The 21,504-nt window shown below is 33.7% G+C and carries 19 protein-coding genes; 6 read left to right on the top strand and 13 right to left on the bottom strand.

What is annotated here, in order from left to right:
• Positions 1-66: 66 nt before the first annotated feature.
• The gene (locus tag HNP99_RS12370; RefSeq protein WP_173853698.1) at positions 67-711 is read left to right on the top strand and encodes a flavin reductase family protein; all 645 of its coding nucleotides are present in this window, start codon (positions 67-69) and stop codon (positions 709-711) included.
• 82 nt (positions 712-793) lie between these two features.
• Here the strand turns inward: HNP99_RS12370 and HNP99_RS12365 are convergent, their stop codons facing one another.
• Positions 794-1,219, bottom strand: a complete 426-nt coding sequence (locus tag HNP99_RS12365; RefSeq protein WP_173853697.1) for a YMGG-like glycine zipper-containing protein — start codon at positions 1,217-1,219, stop codon at positions 794-796.
• 226 nt (positions 1,220-1,445) lie between these two features.
• Between HNP99_RS12365 and HNP99_RS12360 the strand changes: the two genes are divergently transcribed.
• Positions 1,446-3,008 (top strand): AsmA family protein, encoded by a 1,563-nt coding sequence (locus HNP99_RS12360; RefSeq protein WP_173853696.1) that lies wholly within the window; start codon positions 1,446-1,448, stop codon positions 3,006-3,008.
• A gap of 44 nt (positions 3,009-3,052) precedes the next feature.
• Here HNP99_RS12360 and kynU read toward each other — a convergent pair whose 3' ends face one another.
• From kynU to HNP99_RS12335, 5 genes are all read right to left on the bottom strand, one after another.
• Entirely contained in the window at positions 3,053-4,324 is a 1,272-nt protein-coding gene (gene kynU / locus HNP99_RS12355) for a kynureninase (protein ID WP_173853695.1), read from the bottom strand.
• A 341-nt stretch (positions 4,325-4,665) separates the two neighbouring features.
• On the bottom strand, positions 4,666-5,715 hold the full coding sequence (gene queA, locus HNP99_RS12350) for a tRNA preQ1(34) S-adenosylmethionine ribosyltransferase-isomerase QueA (RefSeq protein ID WP_173853694.1): 1,050 nt from the start codon (positions 5,713-5,715) through the stop codon (positions 4,666-4,668).
• A gap of 193 nt (positions 5,716-5,908) precedes the next feature.
• Complete coding sequence (locus tag HNP99_RS12345; protein WP_173853693.1) at positions 5,909-7,147, bottom strand: 3-phosphoshikimate 1-carboxyvinyltransferase; 1,239 nt, start codon at positions 7,145-7,147, stop codon at positions 5,909-5,911.
• 79 nt (positions 7,148-7,226) lie between these two features.
• Complete coding sequence (locus HNP99_RS12340; RefSeq protein WP_173853692.1) at positions 7,227-7,553, bottom strand: nucleotide pyrophosphohydrolase; 327 nt, start codon at positions 7,551-7,553, stop codon at positions 7,227-7,229.
• A gap of 72 nt (positions 7,554-7,625) precedes the next feature.
• Positions 7,626-8,618, bottom strand: a complete 993-nt coding sequence (locus HNP99_RS12335) for a helix-turn-helix domain-containing protein (RefSeq protein ID WP_173853691.1) — start codon at positions 8,616-8,618, stop codon at positions 7,626-7,628.
• A 110-nt stretch (positions 8,619-8,728) separates the two neighbouring features.
• Between HNP99_RS12335 and HNP99_RS12330 the strand changes: the two genes are divergently transcribed.
• Genes HNP99_RS12330 through HNP99_RS12320 form a run of 3 tightly spaced genes read left to right on the top strand, consistent with a single transcriptional unit; the run spans position 8,729 to position 13,379 of the window.
• Positions 8,729-11,098 carry a TonB-dependent receptor gene (locus HNP99_RS12330; protein ID WP_173853690.1) on the top strand — a complete coding sequence of 790 codons (2,370 nt, stop codon included), beginning with the start codon at positions 8,729-8,731 and terminating at the stop codon, positions 11,096-11,098.
• Positions 11,099-11,158: 60 nt separating this feature from the next.
• Positions 11,159-12,322, top strand: a complete 1,164-nt coding sequence (locus HNP99_RS12325) for a PepSY-associated TM helix domain-containing protein (protein WP_173853689.1) — start codon at positions 11,159-11,161, stop codon at positions 12,320-12,322.
• A 10-nt stretch (positions 12,323-12,332) separates the two neighbouring features.
• Positions 12,333-13,379 carry an alpha/beta hydrolase gene (locus HNP99_RS12320; protein WP_173853688.1) on the top strand — a complete coding sequence of 349 codons (1,047 nt, stop codon included), beginning with the start codon at positions 12,333-12,335 and terminating at the stop codon, positions 13,377-13,379.
• A 93-nt stretch (positions 13,380-13,472) separates the two neighbouring features.
• Here the strand turns inward: HNP99_RS12320 and dtd are convergent, their stop codons facing one another.
• From dtd to HNP99_RS12290, 6 genes are all read right to left on the bottom strand, one after another.
• On the bottom strand, positions 13,473-13,925 hold the full coding sequence (dtd, locus tag HNP99_RS12315) for a D-aminoacyl-tRNA deacylase (RefSeq protein WP_173853687.1): 453 nt from the start codon (positions 13,923-13,925) through the stop codon (positions 13,473-13,475).
• Positions 13,922-14,902, bottom strand: coding sequence for a ribosome small subunit-dependent GTPase A (gene rsgA / locus HNP99_RS12310; RefSeq protein ID WP_173853686.1), 981 nt, complete (start codon positions 14,900-14,902; stop codon positions 13,922-13,924). The genes dtd and rsgA overlap by 4 nt, the downstream gene beginning before the upstream one ends.
• A 141-nt stretch (positions 14,903-15,043) precedes the next feature.
• On the bottom strand, positions 15,044-16,126 hold the full coding sequence (locus HNP99_RS12305) for a bifunctional 3-deoxy-7-phosphoheptulonate synthase/chorismate mutase type II (RefSeq protein ID WP_173853685.1): 1,083 nt from the start codon (positions 16,124-16,126) through the stop codon (positions 15,044-15,046).
• 67 nt (positions 16,127-16,193) lie between these two features.
• Complete coding sequence (locus HNP99_RS12300; protein ID WP_173853684.1) at positions 16,194-17,051, bottom strand: prephenate dehydrogenase; 858 nt, start codon at positions 17,049-17,051, stop codon at positions 16,194-16,196.
• Between the two features lie 155 nt (positions 17,052-17,206).
• Entirely contained in the window at positions 17,207-18,352 is a 1,146-nt protein-coding gene (locus tag HNP99_RS12295; RefSeq protein ID WP_173853683.1) for a pyridoxal phosphate-dependent aminotransferase, read from the bottom strand.
• 37 nt (positions 18,353-18,389) lie between these two features.
• Positions 18,390-19,223 (bottom strand): prephenate dehydratase, encoded by an 834-nt coding sequence (locus HNP99_RS12290; RefSeq protein WP_173853682.1) that lies wholly within the window; start codon positions 19,221-19,223, stop codon positions 18,390-18,392.
• Between the two features lie 444 nt (positions 19,224-19,667).
• Between HNP99_RS12290 and gldA the strand changes: the two genes are divergently transcribed.
• Positions 19,668-20,564, top strand: a complete 897-nt coding sequence (gene gldA / locus HNP99_RS12285) for a gliding motility-associated ABC transporter ATP-binding subunit GldA (RefSeq protein ID WP_173853681.1) — start codon at positions 19,668-19,670, stop codon at positions 20,562-20,564.
• A gap of 84 nt (positions 20,565-20,648) precedes the next feature.
• On the opposite strand, the gene HNP99_RS12280 is transcribed toward gldA, so the two are convergent.
• Positions 20,649-21,431, bottom strand: a complete 783-nt coding sequence (locus tag HNP99_RS12280) for a hypothetical protein (RefSeq protein ID WP_173853680.1) — start codon at positions 21,429-21,431, stop codon at positions 20,649-20,651.
• Positions 21,432-21,504: the final 73 nt, after the last annotated feature.

Genomic DNA, 21,504 nt, shown 5'->3' with positions numbered 1-21,504 from the left:
ACACTTGTTTAATTTTATTGTATTTTTGTTAAACAAAAAAAACACTTTATCTTTAAATAAAAGAATATGAAGGAAATAACAGCAGCAGCTATTGCTAAAATGCAAAAGATAGAAAGACTCAATTTAATCAACTCTTGTACGGGATATAAATCAGCTAACTTGATCGCTACTAAATCTGTTAACGGAATAAATAATGTAGCCGTATTTAGCAGCATTACTCATTTAGGAAGTAATCCAGCTTTGATTGGTTTTATTATGAGACCTACAACTGTTCCTCGAGATACATATAAGAATATTACAGAGACGGGATATTTCACTGTTAATCACATTACAGTCACAATGATTTCTGATGCACATCATACATCGGCAAATTATGACCCCGATGAATCAGAGTTTGACAAAACAAATTTACAGGAAGAATTTAAAACGGATATAGCAATTCCTTTTGTAAAAGGCAGTCCTGTACAGTTATATTGTAAATATCTTAATGAATATTACATTAAAGAAAATGACACAGTACATGTTATAGCTAGCATTGAAAAATTATTTTATAATGAAGAACTCGCTGACAAAGATGGATGGTTACAAATTGACAAAGAAAATGTAGTAGCGCTTAACGGACTAGACGGATATTGCTTACCCAAATTAATTGACCGTTATGAATATGCTAGAAGAGATACACCTACAAAATCCTTTTACAGTAAAGAATAATTAAATAATGTCATTACTTAAAAGCCATAAAAAAAGCGCTTAGAATTAATATAACTCTAAGCGCTTTCTATAATAAAAAGGATTACTTTTTCTTTCCGTCAATAATTGCACCTGTTCCAGCACCAACTCCTGCTCCAGCTAAGCCACCAATAATAGCACCTTGTCCTTTTTTCTTGCTGATAATTGCACCTGTTGCAGCACCTACTCCAGCTCCTATAACAGCTCCTTTTGCAGTACTACTCCAACCTTTCTTTTCAGTAGTGGTTGTAGTGGTCGTTGCATTAGTAGACGCTGTAGTGTTTGCTGGCTGATTCACGACAATAACCTCTTTTTTCTGTGTTTCCACTTTAGCCATTTCCGTTTGCATTGAATCTATTACTTTTTGTTTTTCAATCTGGATTTTCATTGAATCAATACTAGCCTGTTTAGCATCTTTGATATCCATTGACCCTTGATTTCTACATGAAACAATCGCTAACGATAGTAAAACAAAATAAAGTGCTCTCATAATAATAATTTTATATTTATAATCCAGCAAAGTAAAGCTAATAATAGGCGTAAATTGTTATGTCATACCGTAAATTACTTATACAATTACAAGTTTAAAATTTTTATATGCACTAAAAGCTACAAAACTAGTATCCAGTCTTATAATGTTACAACTCTTCATTAAAATAGCATTAATTATTTTAGGAAGATAAGAGTACTTTTATACGACAATTAAAAAACATTGGATGAATAATTATAAAAAAATAGCCATAGCAATAATTGCTTTATTGAGTTTGCTCGTAGTATTGAATATTGGTTTGAATTTTTGGATTAATAAACAGCTACCCAAAATCATCTCTGATAAAAACGAGACTCCTTATGCTATTTCATATACTGACCTTTCTATAAATCTTTTATCGAGAACAATCTCTGCCGAAGGAATTGCTATTATTCCAAAAAAGAGAGACACAGTAGTTAATGAAAAACTTGGAATCTATTCTAAAATAAAATCTATAGAAATTAATGACTTTAAAATTTGGCCTATATTATTTAACAACAAAATAAAAGCGAGTAGTATTACAATTAATACTCCGCAAGTGTTACTTTATAAAAAGACTGAAAAAGCCATCAATAACTCCAAAAGTTTAAGCTCAGAGGTTTTTAAACCCTTCCAAGAAATCATTGTTGTTTCAAAAATCAAACTTCTTAAAGGAAACCTCAAAATTATCCATACGCAAACTAGTCAACCCATTTTAAGTATCAATAATATCAATTTAGAAATTAACGGAATAGTCATTAATGAAACAAGTTTGAATAATACGATTCCATTTATGTTTGATGATTACAATATAAGTGGTGATAGCTTGTATTACAAAACAAATGAATTTTATCATTTGACCGCTCAAAACATACAAACTACCAATAAAGACTTAAAAATCAGTAAATTTAAATTAACTCCAGAATATAGCCGAAGAGAATTTACCAACAAATTAAGTAAAGAAAAAGATTTATTTACACTACAATTAGACTTGATAAAAATTACCGCCTTAGACTGGGGATTCAAAAATAAGAAACCCTATTTTAACGCAAGTAAGATCGCTATTGAAAAATTAGCAGCTAATATCTACAGGAACAAAATACCTACTGATGATTTAAGTAAAAAACCGCTTTACAATAAGTTATTACGTGATTTAAAATTCCCTTTAAAAGTAGATACACTTGCTATTAAAAACTCCTTATTAGTTTATGAGGAGGAAATTGATTTTACAAAAGGCCCTGGAATACTCACTTTCAATGAATTTAACTTAATAGCAACAAACATACAGAGTGGTTTTGAACAAAAGAAACTTAAGGATATTAAAATTGCCATTAACTGTAAGTTCATGAACAACTCCCCTTTTAAAGTGCATTGGAATTTTAATGTATTAGATAAAAAAGACCGTTTTAATTTTACAGGGAAAATTACTAATTTAAATACCGCTTCACTTGCTCGATTTACAAAACCGTATATTAACGCAACCACCAAAGGAACTTTTGACTACTTAGAATTTAAAATTGACGGTAATGATTATAACTCCTATGAAACTGCTGCATTACAATATCATGATTTAAAGGTCACTTTGTATCAAAAAAATGGGTCTAAGAAAAAAAGCATTATTAAAAGTGTTATTGCTAATTTAATTGTAAAAAATGATACTGATGATAAAACTACAACCACGACGGTTAAAACAGAAAGGATACCTGAGAAATCCTTCTTTAATTTCTTATGGCTTAATGTTGCAGGAATTTTGAAACAAATCGTAATTTAAAACAAAGCCCCCATTTTCAACAATGAAAATGGGGGCTTTGTCTATTATTTTAAAATTCCTTGTTTTAATATTTGTCCAAAATTATACATGTCCTCAAAAGAACAATATAACGGTACGGGCGCTAACCGAATCACATTAGGCTCACGCCAATCAACAATGACTCCGTTTTCCATTAAGTAATCAAACAAACTGCGTCCTTCTCCATGTAATAAAACTGACAATTGGCTTGCTCTTTCTGATGGATTAGAAGGAGTAATTATCTCAAAACTACTATCAACTTCTTTGTCAATTTCTTGAAGAATGAACTCTAGATACGAAGTTATTTTATTTCTTTTTTCTATTAGAGCATCCATTCCAATTTCTGCAAACATATCTACTGAGGCTAAGTAGGGTGCAAGTGATAAAACGGGTAAATTACTTATTTGCCAGCCATCAGCACCGTGAACCGCGTCAAACTTAGGCTCCATTTTAAAACGTCTTTCTTTATTATGTCCCCACCAACCCGCAAATCGAGGTAAGTTAGCATTGTGATGTTTTTCATGCACAAATACTCCGGAAGCATTACCAGGTCCTGAATTCATATATTTATAACTACACCATGCGGCAAAATCCACATCCCAATCGTGCAATTCTAGTTTAATATTTCCTGCTGCATGCGCAAGGTCCCAACCTACTTTTGCCCCTGCTTTATGACCAACAGCGGTAATTGTTTTCATGTCAAAAACTTGACCAGTGTAATAATTAACACCACCTATTAAGACTAAAGCAAGCTCATCTCCTACTTCTTCAATTTTAGCGAGCACATCTTCCAGTCGAATATTATGTTCTCCTTCTCTGCGTTTGATTTCTACAATAGCATCCTCGGGTGCATAGCCGTGAAAATCAACTTGGCTTTGAAACATATACTGATCAGAAGGGAAAGCTTTTTCTTCGCAAATGATTTTAAAACGCGTTGCAGTAGGTTGGTAAAAAGAAACCATCAATAAATGAAGATTCACCGTTAGTGTATTCATAACGGTAACTTCACTAGGTAAAGCGCCTACTATTTTACTAAGTGGCGCGGCAAAACGTTCGTGATAATCCCACCAAGGTTTTTCGGCATAAAAATGACCTTCTACAGCAAGATTTGCCCAATCATCCATCACTTCATCAACATAGGCTTTAGTCCGTTTTGGTTGTAAACCCAGCGAGTTTCCTGTAAAATAGACAACTTCTTTGTTGTTTACTTTAGGGAAAATAAATTCTGATCTGTAATTATGTAGTTTGTCTTGCGAATCTAATTGTTGCGCAAAAGCTTTAGTATTTTCGAAAGTCATATTTTAATTTTTGTTTTGTAAAAATAACAATTAAAAGCGGGCTATCAAATGGGTTTTATAGCTTTAACAAAAATCAATTGTGTTTATTTTGACAAGTAATATTACAAATTGGAATGAAATTTATTCCAATCTTTAACAATGTACGTTATTAAGAGCAAGGTTTTGCGTGAGGGATAGTCGTGGAAATCTTTTTTTATAATGTAGCGGTAGCGGAATTAAAAAAAGATTGTAACAATAGCCCGACCCTTTTGGGTCACGCCCAAATTTAAGTAGGAATGGAGCAAAAAAAAATCTCGCCAATTTACTGACGAGATTTTTAATGAATTAACCTTTATGGTTTTTTAGATAATCAACATTGCATCACCGTAAGAGTAGAATTTATAGTGCTCTTCGATTGCTATAGCGTACGCTTTTTTCATCAAATCGTGACCACAAAAAGCGGAAACCATCATTAATAGCGTTGACTTAGGTGTATGGAAATTAGTTATCATACAAGTAGGAATAGTGAATTCATGAGGAGGAAAAACAAATTTATTTGTCCAACCATCAAATGGATTCAATGTTCCGTGAGATGATACAGAGCTTTCAACAGCACGCATAGAAGTAGTTCCTACTGTACAAATACGTTTTTTATTAGCTTTTGCATCATTTACAATATCACAAGCTTCTTGATTGATTTTTAACTCTTCTGAGTCCATTTTATGTTTAGATAAATCTTCAACCTCAACTGGGTTAAAAGTCCCTAAACCTACGTGAAGTGTTACCTCAGCAAATTTAATTCCTTTGATTTCTAATTTTTTTAATAGGTGTTTAGAAAAGTGTAATCCTGCTGTAGGAGCTGCAACTGCACCTTCCTCTTTAGCATAGATTGTTTGGTAACGCTCCGCATCTTCGGGAGTTACTTCTCTTGAGATATATTTAGGAATTGGAGTTTCTCCAAGTTCTGTTAATTTGCTTCTGAATTCTTCGTAAGAACCGTCGTAAAGAAAACGCAACGTTCTACCACGAGAAGTTGTGTTATCAATAACCTCAGCTACTAATGAATCATCATCACCAAAATATAATTTATTTCCAATTCTGATTTTACGTGCTGGATCTACTAATACATCCCAAAGGCGTTGCTCTGCGTTAAGTTCTCTCAATAAGAAAACTTCGATTCTTGCTCCCGTTTTTTCTTTATTTCCGTACAAACGTGCTGGAAAAACTTTAGTATTATTCAAGATTAAAACATCCCCATCATCAAAATAATCAATTACATCTTTGAACATTTTATGTTCGATAGTTTGTTTTTTACGATCAATAACCATAAGACGTGCTTCATCTCTGTTTTCTGAAGGGAATTCAGCAAGAAGTTCTTTTGGTAAATCAAATTGAAAATGTGATAATTTCATTTATATTTTATATTAGAGTTAACCCTTTGACGATGCTCAGGGTGACAAAAAGTTAATTGAAAAACAAATAACTAAGCGGATGCAAATATACGACTGTGGAATAGGCGTTGTCAAGTATTTTAGTGTTTAATTTAGTTTTATTATTTAAAAATCACTATAGAATTGACGAATGCCTTGTAAACACTGTAGTTTTTTATTGAATTTGAGCTACTTTAAAATCTAATTTTTTCATGTCTTCCCAAAAATCAGGGTAGGATTTAGACACAACCTCAGCATTTTCTATAATTATGGGCACTTTTAAAGCCAGTGGAGCAAATGCCATTGCCATTCTATGGTCATTATATGTTGCAATTTTTATATTTTGATTGATTACTGTTGTAGATTCCAGCGTTAAACTATCATTAGTAACAGAGATATTTGCTCCTAGTTTTGTTAGTTCAATTTTTAAGGCTTCTAAACGGTCTGTCTCTTTAATTTTTAAGGTATGTAAGCCTGTCAAATGACAACCAATACCCAGACCCAGACAGGTAACCACTATTGTTTGCGCAATGTCTGGCGTGTTGTTTAGTTCGAAATTGACTATTTTATGGTTAAAATTAGCTATTTTAGTTAAGGTTAACGTATTGTTTTCAAAATGAGAGTCAACACCTAATTCTTTATAAATACCTACTAGGGCAGAATCTCCTTGTAAACTATTTTCTTTATAACTACTAATTTTTATAGAAGCGGAATCAGCCAAAGCTACTAGACTAAAAAAGTAAGAAGCGGAACTCCAGTCAGACTCCACAGTCATTACTTTAGCATCAACAGTCGCTACCGGAAATACTTTAATTACATTTCCTTCAAAACTAGTTTTTATAGCCAAATCATTTAGCAAAGCTAAAGTCATCTTGATATAAGGAATTGAAGTTATCTCGCCTTCAAGAGTTAATTCTATTCCGTTTTTTAATGTTGGAGCAATTAATAAAAGTGCTGAGATGTATTGGCTGCTTACATTGGCATTCATGCTCACTTTTGAAGCGATAATGTCTTGGCCTTTTATTCTTATTGGTGGATAACCCGATTCGTTCTCGTATGAAATTTGAGCACCTAATTGTTGTAAAGCGTCAACCAAAACTTTAATAGGACGTTCTTTCATTCGGGTTGACCCTGTAAGCACTACTTCGCGACCTTCTCTTGAGGCGAAATATGCAATTAGAAAACGCATTGCTGTTCCCGCGTGATGAATATCTATTTCTTGACAATTGGAAAAATCTTTACTTTCTAATGCTTTTTGCATTACTTCACTGTCATCAGAATTTGAAGTATTGGCTAATGCGATTTTTGGAAACAATGCTTGTAATAATAACAACCTATTGGTTTCACTTTTTGATCCTGTAACCGCTATGTTAGCTTGTAAGTTGGAATGATCAGTTTGTAATAATAAATTCATTTTAAAAATATTGATTGGTCTGTTCTACAAATTTATTTTAAATAAAGTTGCCGCCAAAGTTTTATAACTACTTATAACATTATTTTAGTTTATCGTTGTTTTTATGGCGGTCTTTATCACGAACTGACTTTAAATCCATCTTTTTATCAAAGGCTGCCTGCAAATCAATACCTGTTTGATTTGCTAAACACATCACCACAAAGACAACATCGGCTAATTCTTCGCCTAAATCTTTGTTTTTATCGCTTTCTTTTTCAGATTGCTCTCCGTAACGACGTGCAATAATACGAGCAACCTCTCCTACTTCTTCCGTAAGTTGTGCCATATTTGTAAGTTCGTTAAAATAACGAACACCGTGTTCTTTGATCCAGTTGTCTACGTCTAGTTGGGAATCTTTTAAGTTCATAATTTTTTAAATTTGGTTAAAATGATCAAAGCAAAAATACAGCTATTAACAGCTTCATTAAAATTAAATGAATTATTTATTTTTTAATTTACTAGGCAAATACCCAAAATGTTTTTTGAAAGTTACTGTAAAATGATGCGGGTTTTTGTATCCTAAGTCTTCTGATAGTAATGCTATCGAAATATCATTTTCTATTAAATACTGTTTAGCATACTCCATCCTTATTTCAGTCAAAAATTTAAATACAGTAGTTTTATAAATAAGTTTAAAATATTTTTTAATTTTAAAATCATTCAGTCCCACACCTACTGCTAAACTTTTCAAAGTATGTTTTTTTTTAAAATCTTTTTGCAGCATATTTTCTACAGCTTCAATCTTTCTATAATCTTCTAAACTAATCTTTGTCGTTTTTTCAATAGCGTCATTATTAATAATTAAGGAAAACAAATGGGATAACATTTCGACTACTTTTGATTCTAAGAACGTTTTTTTTATCTTACCTTGATATTTGCATTGCAAGATATCTTCTATCAAGTTGTACAATTTAGGTGAGATACTTTTACTAGTATTCCACATAGTAAAAGCTTTCTCTTCATTTATTGCTTCCGCTAAAAAGGGTACAGTTCCCTCAAAATTAGGATAGAATAATTCCATTAAATATGCAGCGGTAAATGTAATTTCGAGAGTCTTTCTTTTTTTAGTTTCATATCTCAAATTCCCTTTTATTTTAGGGAGATAAAATAAGTTGTAATGTCCGCTTGGAATATACACTGATTGTTCATCGGGGTTTTCGGGTGTGTACCTATTGTCTCCTTCAATTTCAAAATGCAACTTGATGAATGAAAAATCATGTTCAATTTCCATTTCATAGGAACCACTACTAATTTTAACATCACGACTTACAAGGTGAATTCCGTTTAAACGAGTATCTGCATTTGTTCCAACAATCCCATTGCTATCAATACGAGACGTTTTCTCTATAAATTTCTCATTCCCTATTGGAATAGGGTTGGTCACAACAACGGTGTTATCATTAAAAATAATACTCTTCATAATCGTTTTCATATAATCCGTTTTGCGTTTATTTTAATCCGTTTTACGATAGTTTACTGACTTACTTATCGTTTATTTTTGCACAAATTTAACTATTTTTAATAAATCTAAATAAGTATAATATGATTTTTTGTAAAAAACTGAAACGAAAAACAATTTTACCCCTACTATTATTCTTTTCACTGCTGTTCACTAGTTTTTCACAAGCACAATTGAAAGCAGGAACCATTACAGGTAAAGTATTAACAGCAGACCATCACATAGGTAAATCAGCAACTGTTTTGGTAACTGAGACCGCTGTATCAGTATTCACTGATAGTGAAGGAAATTTCACTATCAACAACTTAAATGAAGGGACTTACACTTTAAAGGTTAGCCTTTCTGGTTATGAAACTGCAAGTACTACCGTTTCTGTTATCAAAGATCAAACTGCAGCAATCAAAATTGAACTTAAAACGTCATTAAAACAACTTGAAGAAGTCATAGTAGTTTCGGCAGCACAAAAATTTGCTGAGAAAAAGAGTAGTTATGTATCACGACTACCCATTAGCAATTTAGAGAATCCGCAAGTGTACACGGTTGTACCAAAAGAACTTTTTGAAGAGCAAATTGCCGTTGATTTTAAAAGTGCTTTGAAAACGGCACCCGGATTGAGCAATATAACACAAAGTGTGGGTTCTGGTGGTGTGGGTTTAAGCATCAGAATGCGTGGTTTTAGTGGTGCATCTGCAGCTGGCTCCATTCGTAACGGAATGAGTACTAACTGGGTTACCTTAAGCGATCCTGTAAATTTGGAAAGCATAGAAGTCATTAAGGGCCCTTCTGCAACTTTATTTGGTTCTACTTTAACTACCTACGGAGGTTTAATAAACCGTGTAACCAAAAAACCTTTTAGCACTTTTAAAGGTGAAGTAAGCTACACCACCGGAAGTTGGGCATTAAGTCGAACTACTGTAGACATTAATACCCCTGTTAATGAAGATAAAACCATGTTATTTCGCATAAATGCCGCCGTTGACAACCAAAAAACGTGGCAAGATTATGGTAAAAGCAGTACTGTAGTAATTACTCCTTCTTTTGCTTATCAAATCAATGACCGTTTAAAGCTAGATTTTGATTTAGAATTATACAAAGGAAGCTTAAACTCTACTTCAATAGGTTTAGGATCTGGAACAACGACAACGGCTAATAGTTTAAATGACCTTCAATTTGATTTTAAAAGATCTTTCACAACTGATGAATTACAAAATGAGGCCAAAAACACTAATGTATTTGCAAAATTAACATACAGATTATCAGATACTTGGGAGTCACAAACCAACTTTTCGAATGCCTTTACAGACAACAAAGCCAACTACTTATTTCTTTTAATAAACAGTGACGAGGATTTGCAAAGACGTTTGTATAACATCAACAGTACTTTTAAAACATCTCAATTACAGCAAAACTTTATTGGCGACTATAAAATTGGATCTGTTAGAAACCGATTATTGGTAGGGTTAGACTACACATATGTTAGCACCAATGACAACCGATGGCTAATAAACTCCTACGATGTAGTAAAAATAAACGAAGATCCCGCTTTTATCAATATGGAGAAATACCGAGCATTAATTGCTGCCATGTCTGCTCCCACGACAGCGAATAACAGAGACCTAAGAACAACCAGCGCTTACGCCTCTGATGTCGTTAACGTCTCAGACCGACTAATTGCAATGGCAAGTATCCGTTTTGATCATTATGAAAATTTAGTATCCGACTACAACCAAAATGCTTTTTCACCAAAGATGGGATTGATCTACCAAGTGGTAAAAGATAAAGTATCCTTGTTTGGAAATTACATGAATGGATTTAACAATGTATCCCCAGCGACAACAGCCGCCAGCCCTACCGAAACAGTTGACTTTAAACCCGAGCAAGCCAATCAAATTGAGGCCGGAGTTAAAGTAGAACTGTTGAAAGGGAAATTGAACGGAACACTTAGTTACTACGATATCTCTGTACAAAATAAAGTACGTACAGATCCAGATAACAGTTTATATTCTGTTCAAGATGGAACACAAAAAAGTAAAGGATTTGAAGCGGACTTGATTGCTAACCCAGCAAGAGGGTTGCATATCATTTTAGGGTATGGCTACAATGACAGTAAATATACTAAGGCAAATGCTTCTGTGGAAGGAAACAGACCTTACTCTACACCTGCAAATGTAGCCAATCTTTGGATTAGCTATAAAATACTTGATGGTCAAGCCAAAGGTTTAGGGTTTGGTTTTGGTGGAAACACGCAAAGTGACAGCTTTATAAATGATGCGAATACGTTCACAGTAAATGGATATACTGTTTGTGATGCTTCCGTATTCTATGAAAAACCTAAATTAAGAATTGGATTAAAATTAAACAATATTGCTAATAAAGAATATTGGTCCGCAGATTACTGGGCAACGATGATGCCTACAAGACAGTTAGTTGCAAACGTTACGTTCAAGTTTTAATTTTTTTTTTGGCCAAATCAGTCGCTCAAAAAGCGATTGGTTTGGTTTTTTAACTTATTTATGAAAAATTCAATCTTAAAACAGGGAAAAAGAAGCCCTAATAGAAAAAGCCGCTGGAGTACATTTAATGCTTGGTTGCATTTATGGCTGGGTCTTAGTTCCGGTATTATTGTTTTCGTAGTGTCAATAACGGGAGCTCTTTTTGTTTTCTGTGACCCTATAATTGATGCTTTAGCTTACGATTCTTTATATGTAAATGAAATAAAAGATACACGGCTGACGCCAGAAGAACTGATTTCTGCATTCAAAAAAGAAAACCCTGATAGAATACCTAGTTATTATATTATGTATCGTGACCCAACAAGATCCGTAAAAATGGGATCGTATACAAAGGAACGTAATTTACAATTTACGTGGATGGATCCCTACACGGGTAAAACACTCACGAATGGAAGCGCCTATAACTTTTTTTATATTGTAGCTCATATTCACAGTGGAGAGATGCCGTTTGGTAAAGCAGGGGGATTGATTGTAGAAATAGCAGTCTGGATATTTTTAATCGAATTACTTACAGGTATTATTTTATGGTGGCCTAAAAAATGGAATAAGACAACTAAGAAGCAAAGCTTCTCGATAAAGACAAATGCCAGTTTCAAACGTTTAAATTACGACTTACATAACGTACCCGGTTTTTACAGTCTACTACCTGCACTAATGATTACTGTAACAGGCTTAATCGTGGTGAACAAACCATTGAACAACATTACTCATAAAATACTTGATAGGACATCGAAACCCTTTACTAAAATAAGAAAACTTAGTCCTGAATATAATCCAACAAAAACGTTCTCCCCCTTAACACCAGTAGTAACTGCTCTTTTTGAAAAAAATGCGTCCGTGGAACAAGTAAAGCTATCAGTTCCTAAAAAAGATAGTATTACTACCTTATTTGCTGTCGCAGCGAAAGACATAGGATTAAAAGGAATTGAAAACGGAAAAACGTACCTCATTAATCGCTACACCGGAAAAGAAGTAGAAATTCCAATGCAACTAATGAACGGACTAGCTATAGACAACATGAATATGAACTTACACATTGGTTTTTGGGTAGGTTGGCTTGGAAAAACACTAACATTTATAGTTGGAATAGTTTGCAGTTGCTTGCCTGTTACCGGATTTTTAATTTGGTACGGAAGAAGAAATAAAAAGAAATCCATTGCCTAAAATACTACAGATGAAAAAACTATCCACATTATCCTTACTTTTATTTTATACCCTGACCTTATTTTCGCAAGAAAATATTACCATTGGAACTACACATACTTTACATTCAAAAATACTAAATGAAGATCGAAAAGTTTTGATTTACCTTCCTGATGCTTACAACAATAAAGAGTACCAATTGGCAAAATATCCCGTCGTTTACCTATTAGATGGTGAACAAAATTTTCATTCCTTTACGGGAATTTCATCTGAGCTATCAAAAGCTCCCTATGCCCACATTCCACAAATGATTGTAGTTGCTATTTGTAATACCAACAGAACGCGAGATCTGACCCCATCGCTTGCAGGCGAACAATCTTTTTTTACAAAAAACAACAAAAAAATACAGCAAACTGGAGGCAATAATCTTTTTATAAATTTCATCGCAGAGGAATTACAGCCTTACATTGATTCTAATTTTAGAACCTCGGGTTATAAAGTATTAAATGGACATTCATTTGGGGGATTAACAGCTATAAATATCCTTTTAAATCACACCGAATTATTCAATGCTTATGTCATCATAGACCCTAGTTTATGGTGGGATGATGAACTTTTAAATAAACAAGCAGACTCGCTACTAGGAACAACCGACTTTAAAAAAAGAAATGTATTTATTGCAATGGCACAACATAAAGTAATAGCCCAAGATGCAACAACAAATATGGAACGTGGAATTAACAACTTCAAGCACTTATTAGAAACTAAAAAACCAAATAATCTTCGTTGGGGATTTCATTTTTATGAAAAAGAAGATCATGGCACCATATCTATTCCTGCAGAATATGATGGTTTACGGTTTTTGTTTGAAAATCATTTAATTAAAGTAAAGGAAGCAGTGAATAAACCCGAACTAGTAGAACAAAGTTTTCAAAAACTGTCCGCTCAAACAGGTTTTAATTTTTATCCATCGCAAACCTTCTTAGAATGGATGATTAATTATTGCACGAGAATTGAACAACCAAAACAAGCGACCCCATTTGTAAAAATGTTTAATAAATATTATAATGCAGAATAAAAAATTGAAACTAAATCCCTATTTCAGTACTGACAAATTACAATAACAATCGGAGCTCTCCCGTGTGTCCTAGTTAATGTCACACAATATTAATTATTCTCTATTTTTTGAATCTATGAGTATCGTAACAGGACCGTCGTTTAACAAACTTACTTTCATATCGGCGCCAAACTGCCCTGTTTGTACTTCTTGAGTGACTTCCTTTTGAAGTGTTGCTACAAATGCTTCGTAAAGTGGTATTGCTACTTCTGGCCTAGCGGCCTTTATATACGAGGGGCGGTTCCCTTTTTTGGTTGCAGCATGTAGTGTAAATTGACTTACAACCAAAACCTGTCCATCAATATCTTGAACGGATAGATTCATCACTTGACTTTCGTCTTCAAAAATGCGAATTTTAGTGATTTTACCTACCAACCAATCAATATCGTTTTGATTGTCTTCCGTTTCAATTCCGACCAGAATTAGCAAGCCTTGTTGAATGTCGGCTACCACCTGGCCTTCAATTGTTACAGAAGCAGTACTTACTCTCTGAATTACAATTCTCATAACCCTCTAGTTTTATCACTTTCAGCTCTGTCTTCATTGTAAATATCCGTACGATAGTGCTCTTCGTCTCCTTCTAGTATTTTTAAATAACTGTTGTAACGTGACCAAGCAATTTCATCTCTATCCAACGCTTCTTTAACGGCACATTTAGGTTCTTCTTTATGCAAGCAATTGTTGAACTTACATTGGTCTTTCAATTTAAAGAACTCAGGGAAGTACCCCCCTATTTCTGCTGGCTCCATATCTACCATTCCAAAACCTTTAATTCCTGGTGTATCTATAATTCTAGCATCAAATGACAAATCATACATCTCAGCAAATGTGGTAGTATGTTGTCCTTGTTTACTAGCGTCTGAAATAGTTTTTGTTTTTAAATGTAAAGATGGCTCCATAGCATTTACCAATGTTGATTTACCAACACCTGAATGCCCTGAAAACATACTTACTTTGCCTATCATCATTTCTTTCAAGGCTTCAATCCCCTTCATTTCAGTAGAAGAGACCCGAAGGCACTTATAACCTATTTCTTGATACACATGTTGCATATACAACTGTTCATCAAGCGTAGCTTCATCAAAAGTGTCAATTTTATTAAAGACTAAAACCGTTTCTATTCCGTATGCCTCAGCAGTGATTAGAAACCGATCAATAAAATTAAAAGTAGTTGGCGGATTATTTACTGTAATCAATAAAAAAACGCGATCAATGTTTGATGCAATAATATGCATCTGATGCGATAAATTTACTGATTTACGAACAATATAATTCTTTCTTTCATGAATATGATGAATCGTACCAGTTACTGTGTCTGAAGTTTCTTCTAATTCATAATCCACCACATCACCTACGGCAATAGGGTTTGTGCTCTTAATCCCTTTGATTCTAAACTTCCCCTTCATCCTACACTCAATAAAATCTCCTTGATCTGATTTTACGGTGTACCAACTTCCTGTAGATTTATAAACGATTCCTGTCATGTTGCAAAGATAAAATTTTGTTTCAAGTTTGTTCTGTAGTCTCTAAATAAAGTTTAAAGTTTTTAAACCCCAATTACATAAAAAAACTCCACAGCTTAAAAACAAGTTGTGGAGTTTTATTTTATAAAATACAGACTGTAATTATGCGTTAAGCACTTTGTCCTGATGACCAATACTCTCTTGGTGAATTGCTTTAAACATTCTAAGAACAAATTCTTCCGAAAGTCCTTTTTTCTCTCCTTCAAGAATCATTTTTCCTAAAATTTCATTCCAACGCTTATTTTGCAACACAGCAACATTCGCTTCTTTTTTCACCTGACCTATTTCGTCAGCGATTTTCATTCTTTTTCCTAATAACTCTAATAAGTTAGCATCTAGAACATCAATATTAGCTCTTAATTTTGTCATTTTATTAGTAAATTCATCCGAAGCATCGTTTACTTTTCTAACTCTTAAATCTTTGAAAATTTGTTTTAAAGTATCTGGCGTTACTTGTTGCGCAGCATCACTCCATGCATTATCTGGATCAGTATGCGTTTCAATGATCATACCATCATAATTCAAATCTAATGCTTCTTGTGTTACCTCAAGAATCATTTCACGATTTCCTGTAATATGAGATGGGTCAATGATTAAAGGTAAATCAGGAAATTTATTTTGCAATTCAATAGCAATTTGCCATTCTGGAATATTTCTGTATTTTGTTTTTTCGTAAGTAGAAAAACCTCTATGAATAACTCCTAAGTTTTTAATTCCTGCATTATACAAACGCTCTACTCCACCTAACCATAAAGCCATATCTGGATTTACTGGGTTTTTAATTAAAACGATTTTATCAGTTCCTTTCAATGAATCAGCAATTTCTTGCACTGCAAATGGATTTGCTGTAGTACGAGCTCCAACCCATAAAACATCAATATCATGTTCTAAAGCTAATTTACAATGTGCAGCAGTCGCAACTTCTGTCCCCATCAACAAACCAGTTTCAGCCTTAGCTTTTTGCAACCACTTTAATCCTATTTCTCCAACACCTTCAAAACCTCCTGGACGAGTTCTTGGTTTCCATATACCTGCTCTAAATACACTAACGTCCGAATCTTTCAATTCATGTGCAATTTTCAATACTTGTTCTTCTGTTTCAGCACTACAAGGTCCCGCGATCACAAATGGGTGAGTTAAATTAAATTCATTCAACCAATTTCTCATTTCTTTCTTGTTTTCCATCTTTTCTAATTTTATTATTTTTATTATTTTTTTATGTGTTGTTCTCTATTATTCTGTTTAAACAGACTTACCTTTTACTATTCATCCCGTTCAAAATTTCTTTTATTCTATTTACGCTTTCCATCTCTTCAAAAATAGCGTCGTAATCATCATTTATCAACAAGTCTTTGAACTGCGTTAAATTAGAAATATATTCTTCTAACGTCTCTACAACTTGCTCTTTATTTTGTCTAAAAATTGGTGTCCACATTGCTGGAGAACTTTTAGCTAATCGTACTGTACTTTCAAAACCTGAACCTGCCATATCAAATATATCTTGCTCGTGTTTTTCTTTATTAATCACCGTTTTCCCAAGCATAAATGAGCTAATGTGTGATAAATGCGACACATAAGCAATATGTTTATCATGCGATTTTGGATCCATATAACGAATTCTCATTCCTATAGCCTTAAATAAATCCAATGCTTTCTCTTGCAACTTAAACGCCGTACGCTCTACTTCACAAATGATATTTGTTTTCCCTTCATACAATCCTCTAATCGCAGCTGATGGTCCTGAAAATTCTGTCCCAGCAATGGGATGCGTCGCAATAAAATTCCTCCTTTTTGGATGTTTTGCAATCGCTTCACAAATTGGGCTCTTAGTCGAACCCACTTCAAAAACAATCGTATTTTCTCCTATGCTATCTAAAACTTGCGGTAAAACCACTAATGCAACATCTACCGGTACTGAAACAATTACAAAATCTGCTGTTGCAATAGCCTCCATTTTCCCTTCAGCCGCTATAACACCTAGTGCAATCGCCTCGTCAACATGCCTTTTATTGGTATCTATTCCGTAAATAGCCGCCTCAGGATGCACCGCTTTAATATCCAGCGCCATAGAACCACCTATCAATCCTATTCCAATTATATATACGTTCATTTTATATTTTATTTGTAGCTAATCCTGCTATCCGCTGTATCTTTTTCTGGCAAAAAAGCCAGAAAAAGGATGCCGCTTCTATCAGGGCTAGGTATTCCCTTTCTCAATAAATTTTAGTTATACCTACAATTACATTACTACCTATTATTAGAGTACTAAAATCTATCTATCGCTTCTTGCACTTTCGTTTCATCTACGCACAATGAAAACCGAATATACCCTTCTCCATTACTACCAAAAATAGTTCCCGGTGTAATAAATAAATGCTTCTCATATAGAATAGCATCGATAAATGCTTCTGCAGAAGCAACTCCATCTGGTAATTTAGCCCATACAAATAATCCAACGCCCTCTTTATATACTTTACAATTCAGCTTTTCAGCCAACTGCTCTGTTAGCACTCTTCTTCTTTTATAAATTGCATTTTGTTCTTCAAACCAAGATTTTCCACAATTTAACGCTGCAATTGCTCCTTTTTGAATTCCGTAGAACATACCGCTATCCATATTGCTTTTCACTTTCAAAATTGCATCAATAGCTTCCGCATTTCCTAAAACCATTCCTACTCGCCATCCTGCCATGTTGAATGTCTTACTCAAAGAATTTAGTTCTAATGCAACATCCTTTGCACCTGCAACTTGCAACAAACTCATTGGTTTATCATTCAAAACAAAACTATACGGATTGTCATTAATTAACAATATCTCATGTTTTTTGGCGAAAGCCACTAACTTTTCAAACAAAGCAATACTTCCTCTTGATCCCGTAGGCATGTGAGGATAGCCTATCCACATGATTTTTACTTTCGATAAATCTAATTTTTCTAGCGCTTCAAAATCGGGCTCCCAATTCGTTTCCTCTTTCAAATCATAATAAACAGGCACAGCTCCCACTAAATTTGTCACTGAAGTATAGGTTGGATATCCAGGATTCGGAATTAAAACATGATCACCTTCATTTAAGAACGCCAATGAAATATGCATAATTCCCTCTTTTGAACCCATCAAAGGCAGTATTTCGGTCAATGGATTAATAACCGCACCATAATTATTTTTGTAAAAATCAGCCATGCCCTGACGTAATTCAGGAAGCCCTTGATAGCTTTGATATTGATGTGCATTTTCATCAGTAACTGCTGACTGTATTGCCGCAATCACTTCTGGTGACGGACTCATATCAGGACTACCAATTCCCATATTGATAATTGGTTTCCCTTCAGAAGCTAACTGCCTCACTTCTCTTAACTTAGAGGAGAAGTAGTACTCTTCTATAATATCTAAACGTTTTGCTAATTTAATCATGGTCTGTTTTATTACTTTGCTGCTAAATCTTTGTTGGTTATGATAAGGGTTTTGTGTTTTTATACTCTCCCAATACTTTGAAATATTCTGCCATAATTTCTAATAACGACTTTGTTTTAGCATAATCACTGTATTTCTCAAAAGTGACATCCACAAAAAAAGAATATTTCCAAGGCGTTTCAATTTTTGGCAATGATTGTATTTTGGTTAAATTCATTTTACAATCACTCAATACATTTAAAACTGCCGCTAGACTACCCCGTTTATGATCTAATTCAAATTTTAAAGAAGCCCTATTAATTGCTTCTTGCGGCACAAATGAATTATCTTTTTTAAGAATTACAAAACGAGTCATGTTATCATTTATCGTTTGAATCTCTGGTGCCAAAATTTCTAAATCATACATTTTAGCAGCCGTTTTACTTGCAATTGCCGCTATCCCTTTTATATTATTCTGCTGGATTCTACGTGCCGTTTCTGCAGTATCCTTATCTTCTACTCGTTTAATATTTGGATACTTTTTTAAGAAATCCATACATTGCAACAAAGCCATTGGATGTGAGTGTACCTCAGTAATATCTTCAATTTTTTGACCACCTAAAGCCATTAAATTTTGATGAATTCGCAAATAATGCTCTCCTATAATGTGTAAATTATTCTTATCAATAAGTGCGTAATTTGGAATAATAGGTCCCGCAATCGAATTTTCAATTGCCATTACCGCTTGATCTGTTTTTCCAGATAACAAACTGTCTACCAGCTCGTCAAAAGACAAACACTCATCAACCTGAACATCTTCTCCAAAATATTCTTGCGCCACTTGATGGTGAAAAGAACCTTTAATCCCTTGTATTGCGATTTTTATTTCCATTTATTCCAAAAAAAAATCCCGATTCGCATCGGGATTGTATATTTATAATTATAATTTAATTTTCTAATTAAATAACCATACGACAATCCCTATCCTCTTTCCAGAAGAAATAATAAGTATTGCTAAAATAAAATCGGTTGTTTAACATGATTCCTGTATTGATTACTTTGCGAATGTATAACTAATTTTTAGTGCGCCAAAAAAAAAACGCCATTTTAGCAAACTAAAAAAGAATTCTTTAAAAAATGCCTTTTAAATTACACATTAATTAAAAAAACAGCCTAAACTCTTTTTTAAAAACAGCGTAAATACTTCAACAAGAAGCCACTTTAAATTGGCATTGCATCAGAAAGCCATTTTGTAATAATAATATCTTGATGAATTGGAAAAATAAAAACAGCAAATCATTGTTTTTCTTTTTACTTTTGCTACAAATAATTCATCATGTCAATAGCAGTAAATAACATCTCAAAAAGTTACGGTACACAAAAAGCACTAGATTCTATCTCTTTTTCTATTCAAAAAGGAGAAATTGTAGGTTTCCTAGGTCCTAATGGTGCTGGAAAATCAACTTTGATGAAAATATTAACAACCTATCTTGCTGCAGATAGTGGTACCGCTCTCGTTAACAATCAAGATGTAACAGTAAATCAAAAAGCGGTTCAGTTATCTATAGGGTATCTACCAGAACACAATCCGTTGTATTTAGATTTATATGTTAGGGAATATTTAGCCTTTAATGCTGATGTTTATAAAGTTGCTAAATCAAGAATTGAAGAGGTGATCAAACTAACAGGTTTGACTACTGAAAGCCATAAAAAAATTAGTCAATTATCTAAAGGTTACCGTCAACGTGTAGGCTTAGCAAACGCGTTATTACATAATCCAGATGTTTTGATTTTAGACGAACCTACCACCGGTTTAGATCCCAATCAGCTAATCGAAATTAGAAATGTTATTAAAAATGTAGGGAAAGACAAAACCGTTTTCCTTTCTACGCATATCATGCAGGAAGTAGAAGCAATTTGTGATCGCGTGATTATCATTAATAAAGGTAAAATTGTAGCCGATAAAAAATTAGATAATTTAATATCAGAAGAAGCGGAGCAAGTTATCGAAGTAGAGTTTGATTTTAAAATTGAAGAACAAGCAATTGCTAAAATCGAAAACCTTGTTAGTTTTAAAAATACCCATGATATGATTTGGGAGTTAACTTTTAAAACCGACAAGGATATGCGTCCTGCCGTTTTTGATTTTGCTACAGCAAATGGTTTAAAAACACTTCAACTGAATCAAAAAAACAAGAATCTGGAAGCGATTTTTAGAGAAATCACAAAATAAAACATTTGCTTTTTAGCTAAATAAAAACACGCTCGTTAAAATTAATTTAACGAGCGTGTTTTTTTATATAAAGAAACTTAATATCTATGTTTTGGGCAATGGTGCTCCAACGGCAATATCACATCTATGCCCCTCTTTTCCATGTGCTGGATTCATTCCTGATGGAGTCGCAGCATCAGTAGTTCCAGTTGCCAACAATGAAGGCAAAGCAGGTTGTACATTTATTTGCTGTGATACTTGTCCTGAATTAGCGGCAGGTGCTTCAGGTGATTTTGAGTTTAAAGGTGCTCCAACAGCAATATCACATCGGTGATTTTTTTCTCCATGTGGTGGGTTCATTCCTTTAGCTGTCGTTGTTTTAGCAGCAGTACTTGCTTGATTTACCACATAATTAGGAGTTTGAACTGGCGCTGCAGCTTTTGAATTTAAAGGTGCTCCAACGGCAATATCGCATCGGTGATTTTTTTCTCCATGTGGCGGATTCATTCCGCTAGCAGTTACGATATTACTTGGTGTGGCAGTAACTACTTGTTGGGTTTGTACATTTGTGTTTTGAGTAGGAGCAGTTCCGTTTGGAGCTGAGTTTAAAGGTGCGCCAACAGCAATATCACATCGGTGATTGGGTTGCCCATGAGCAGGATTAATTCCGCTTAAAACTGTAGTAGTTGCAACCGAATTGCTTTCATGAAATAAGTTATGATCTCCTGATGTAGCTGTAGTCACCGGAGTAGTATTCGCTGTTAATGCAGTTTGCTGTGTAAAAGGAACTAATAATCTTGGATCTCCTTCGTTTTTTGCGGTTTCATCATTTTTACATGAAGTTGCAGTAATAGCAATTAGTAAAAAAGCACCATAAAAATATTTCATATTCAAATTGATTTATAAATAAATTGCAATATAAGATTTTATTACAACACTACCTAAATCCAACATACACACC

The organism is Flavobacterium gelidicaeli (assembly GCF_013294005.1).
GTDB lineage: Bacteria > Bacteroidota > Bacteroidia > Flavobacteriales > Flavobacteriaceae > Flavobacterium.
The sequence above is the reverse complement of the archived record's forward strand: the minus strand, read 5'-3'. Positions and strand labels throughout refer to the sequence as shown.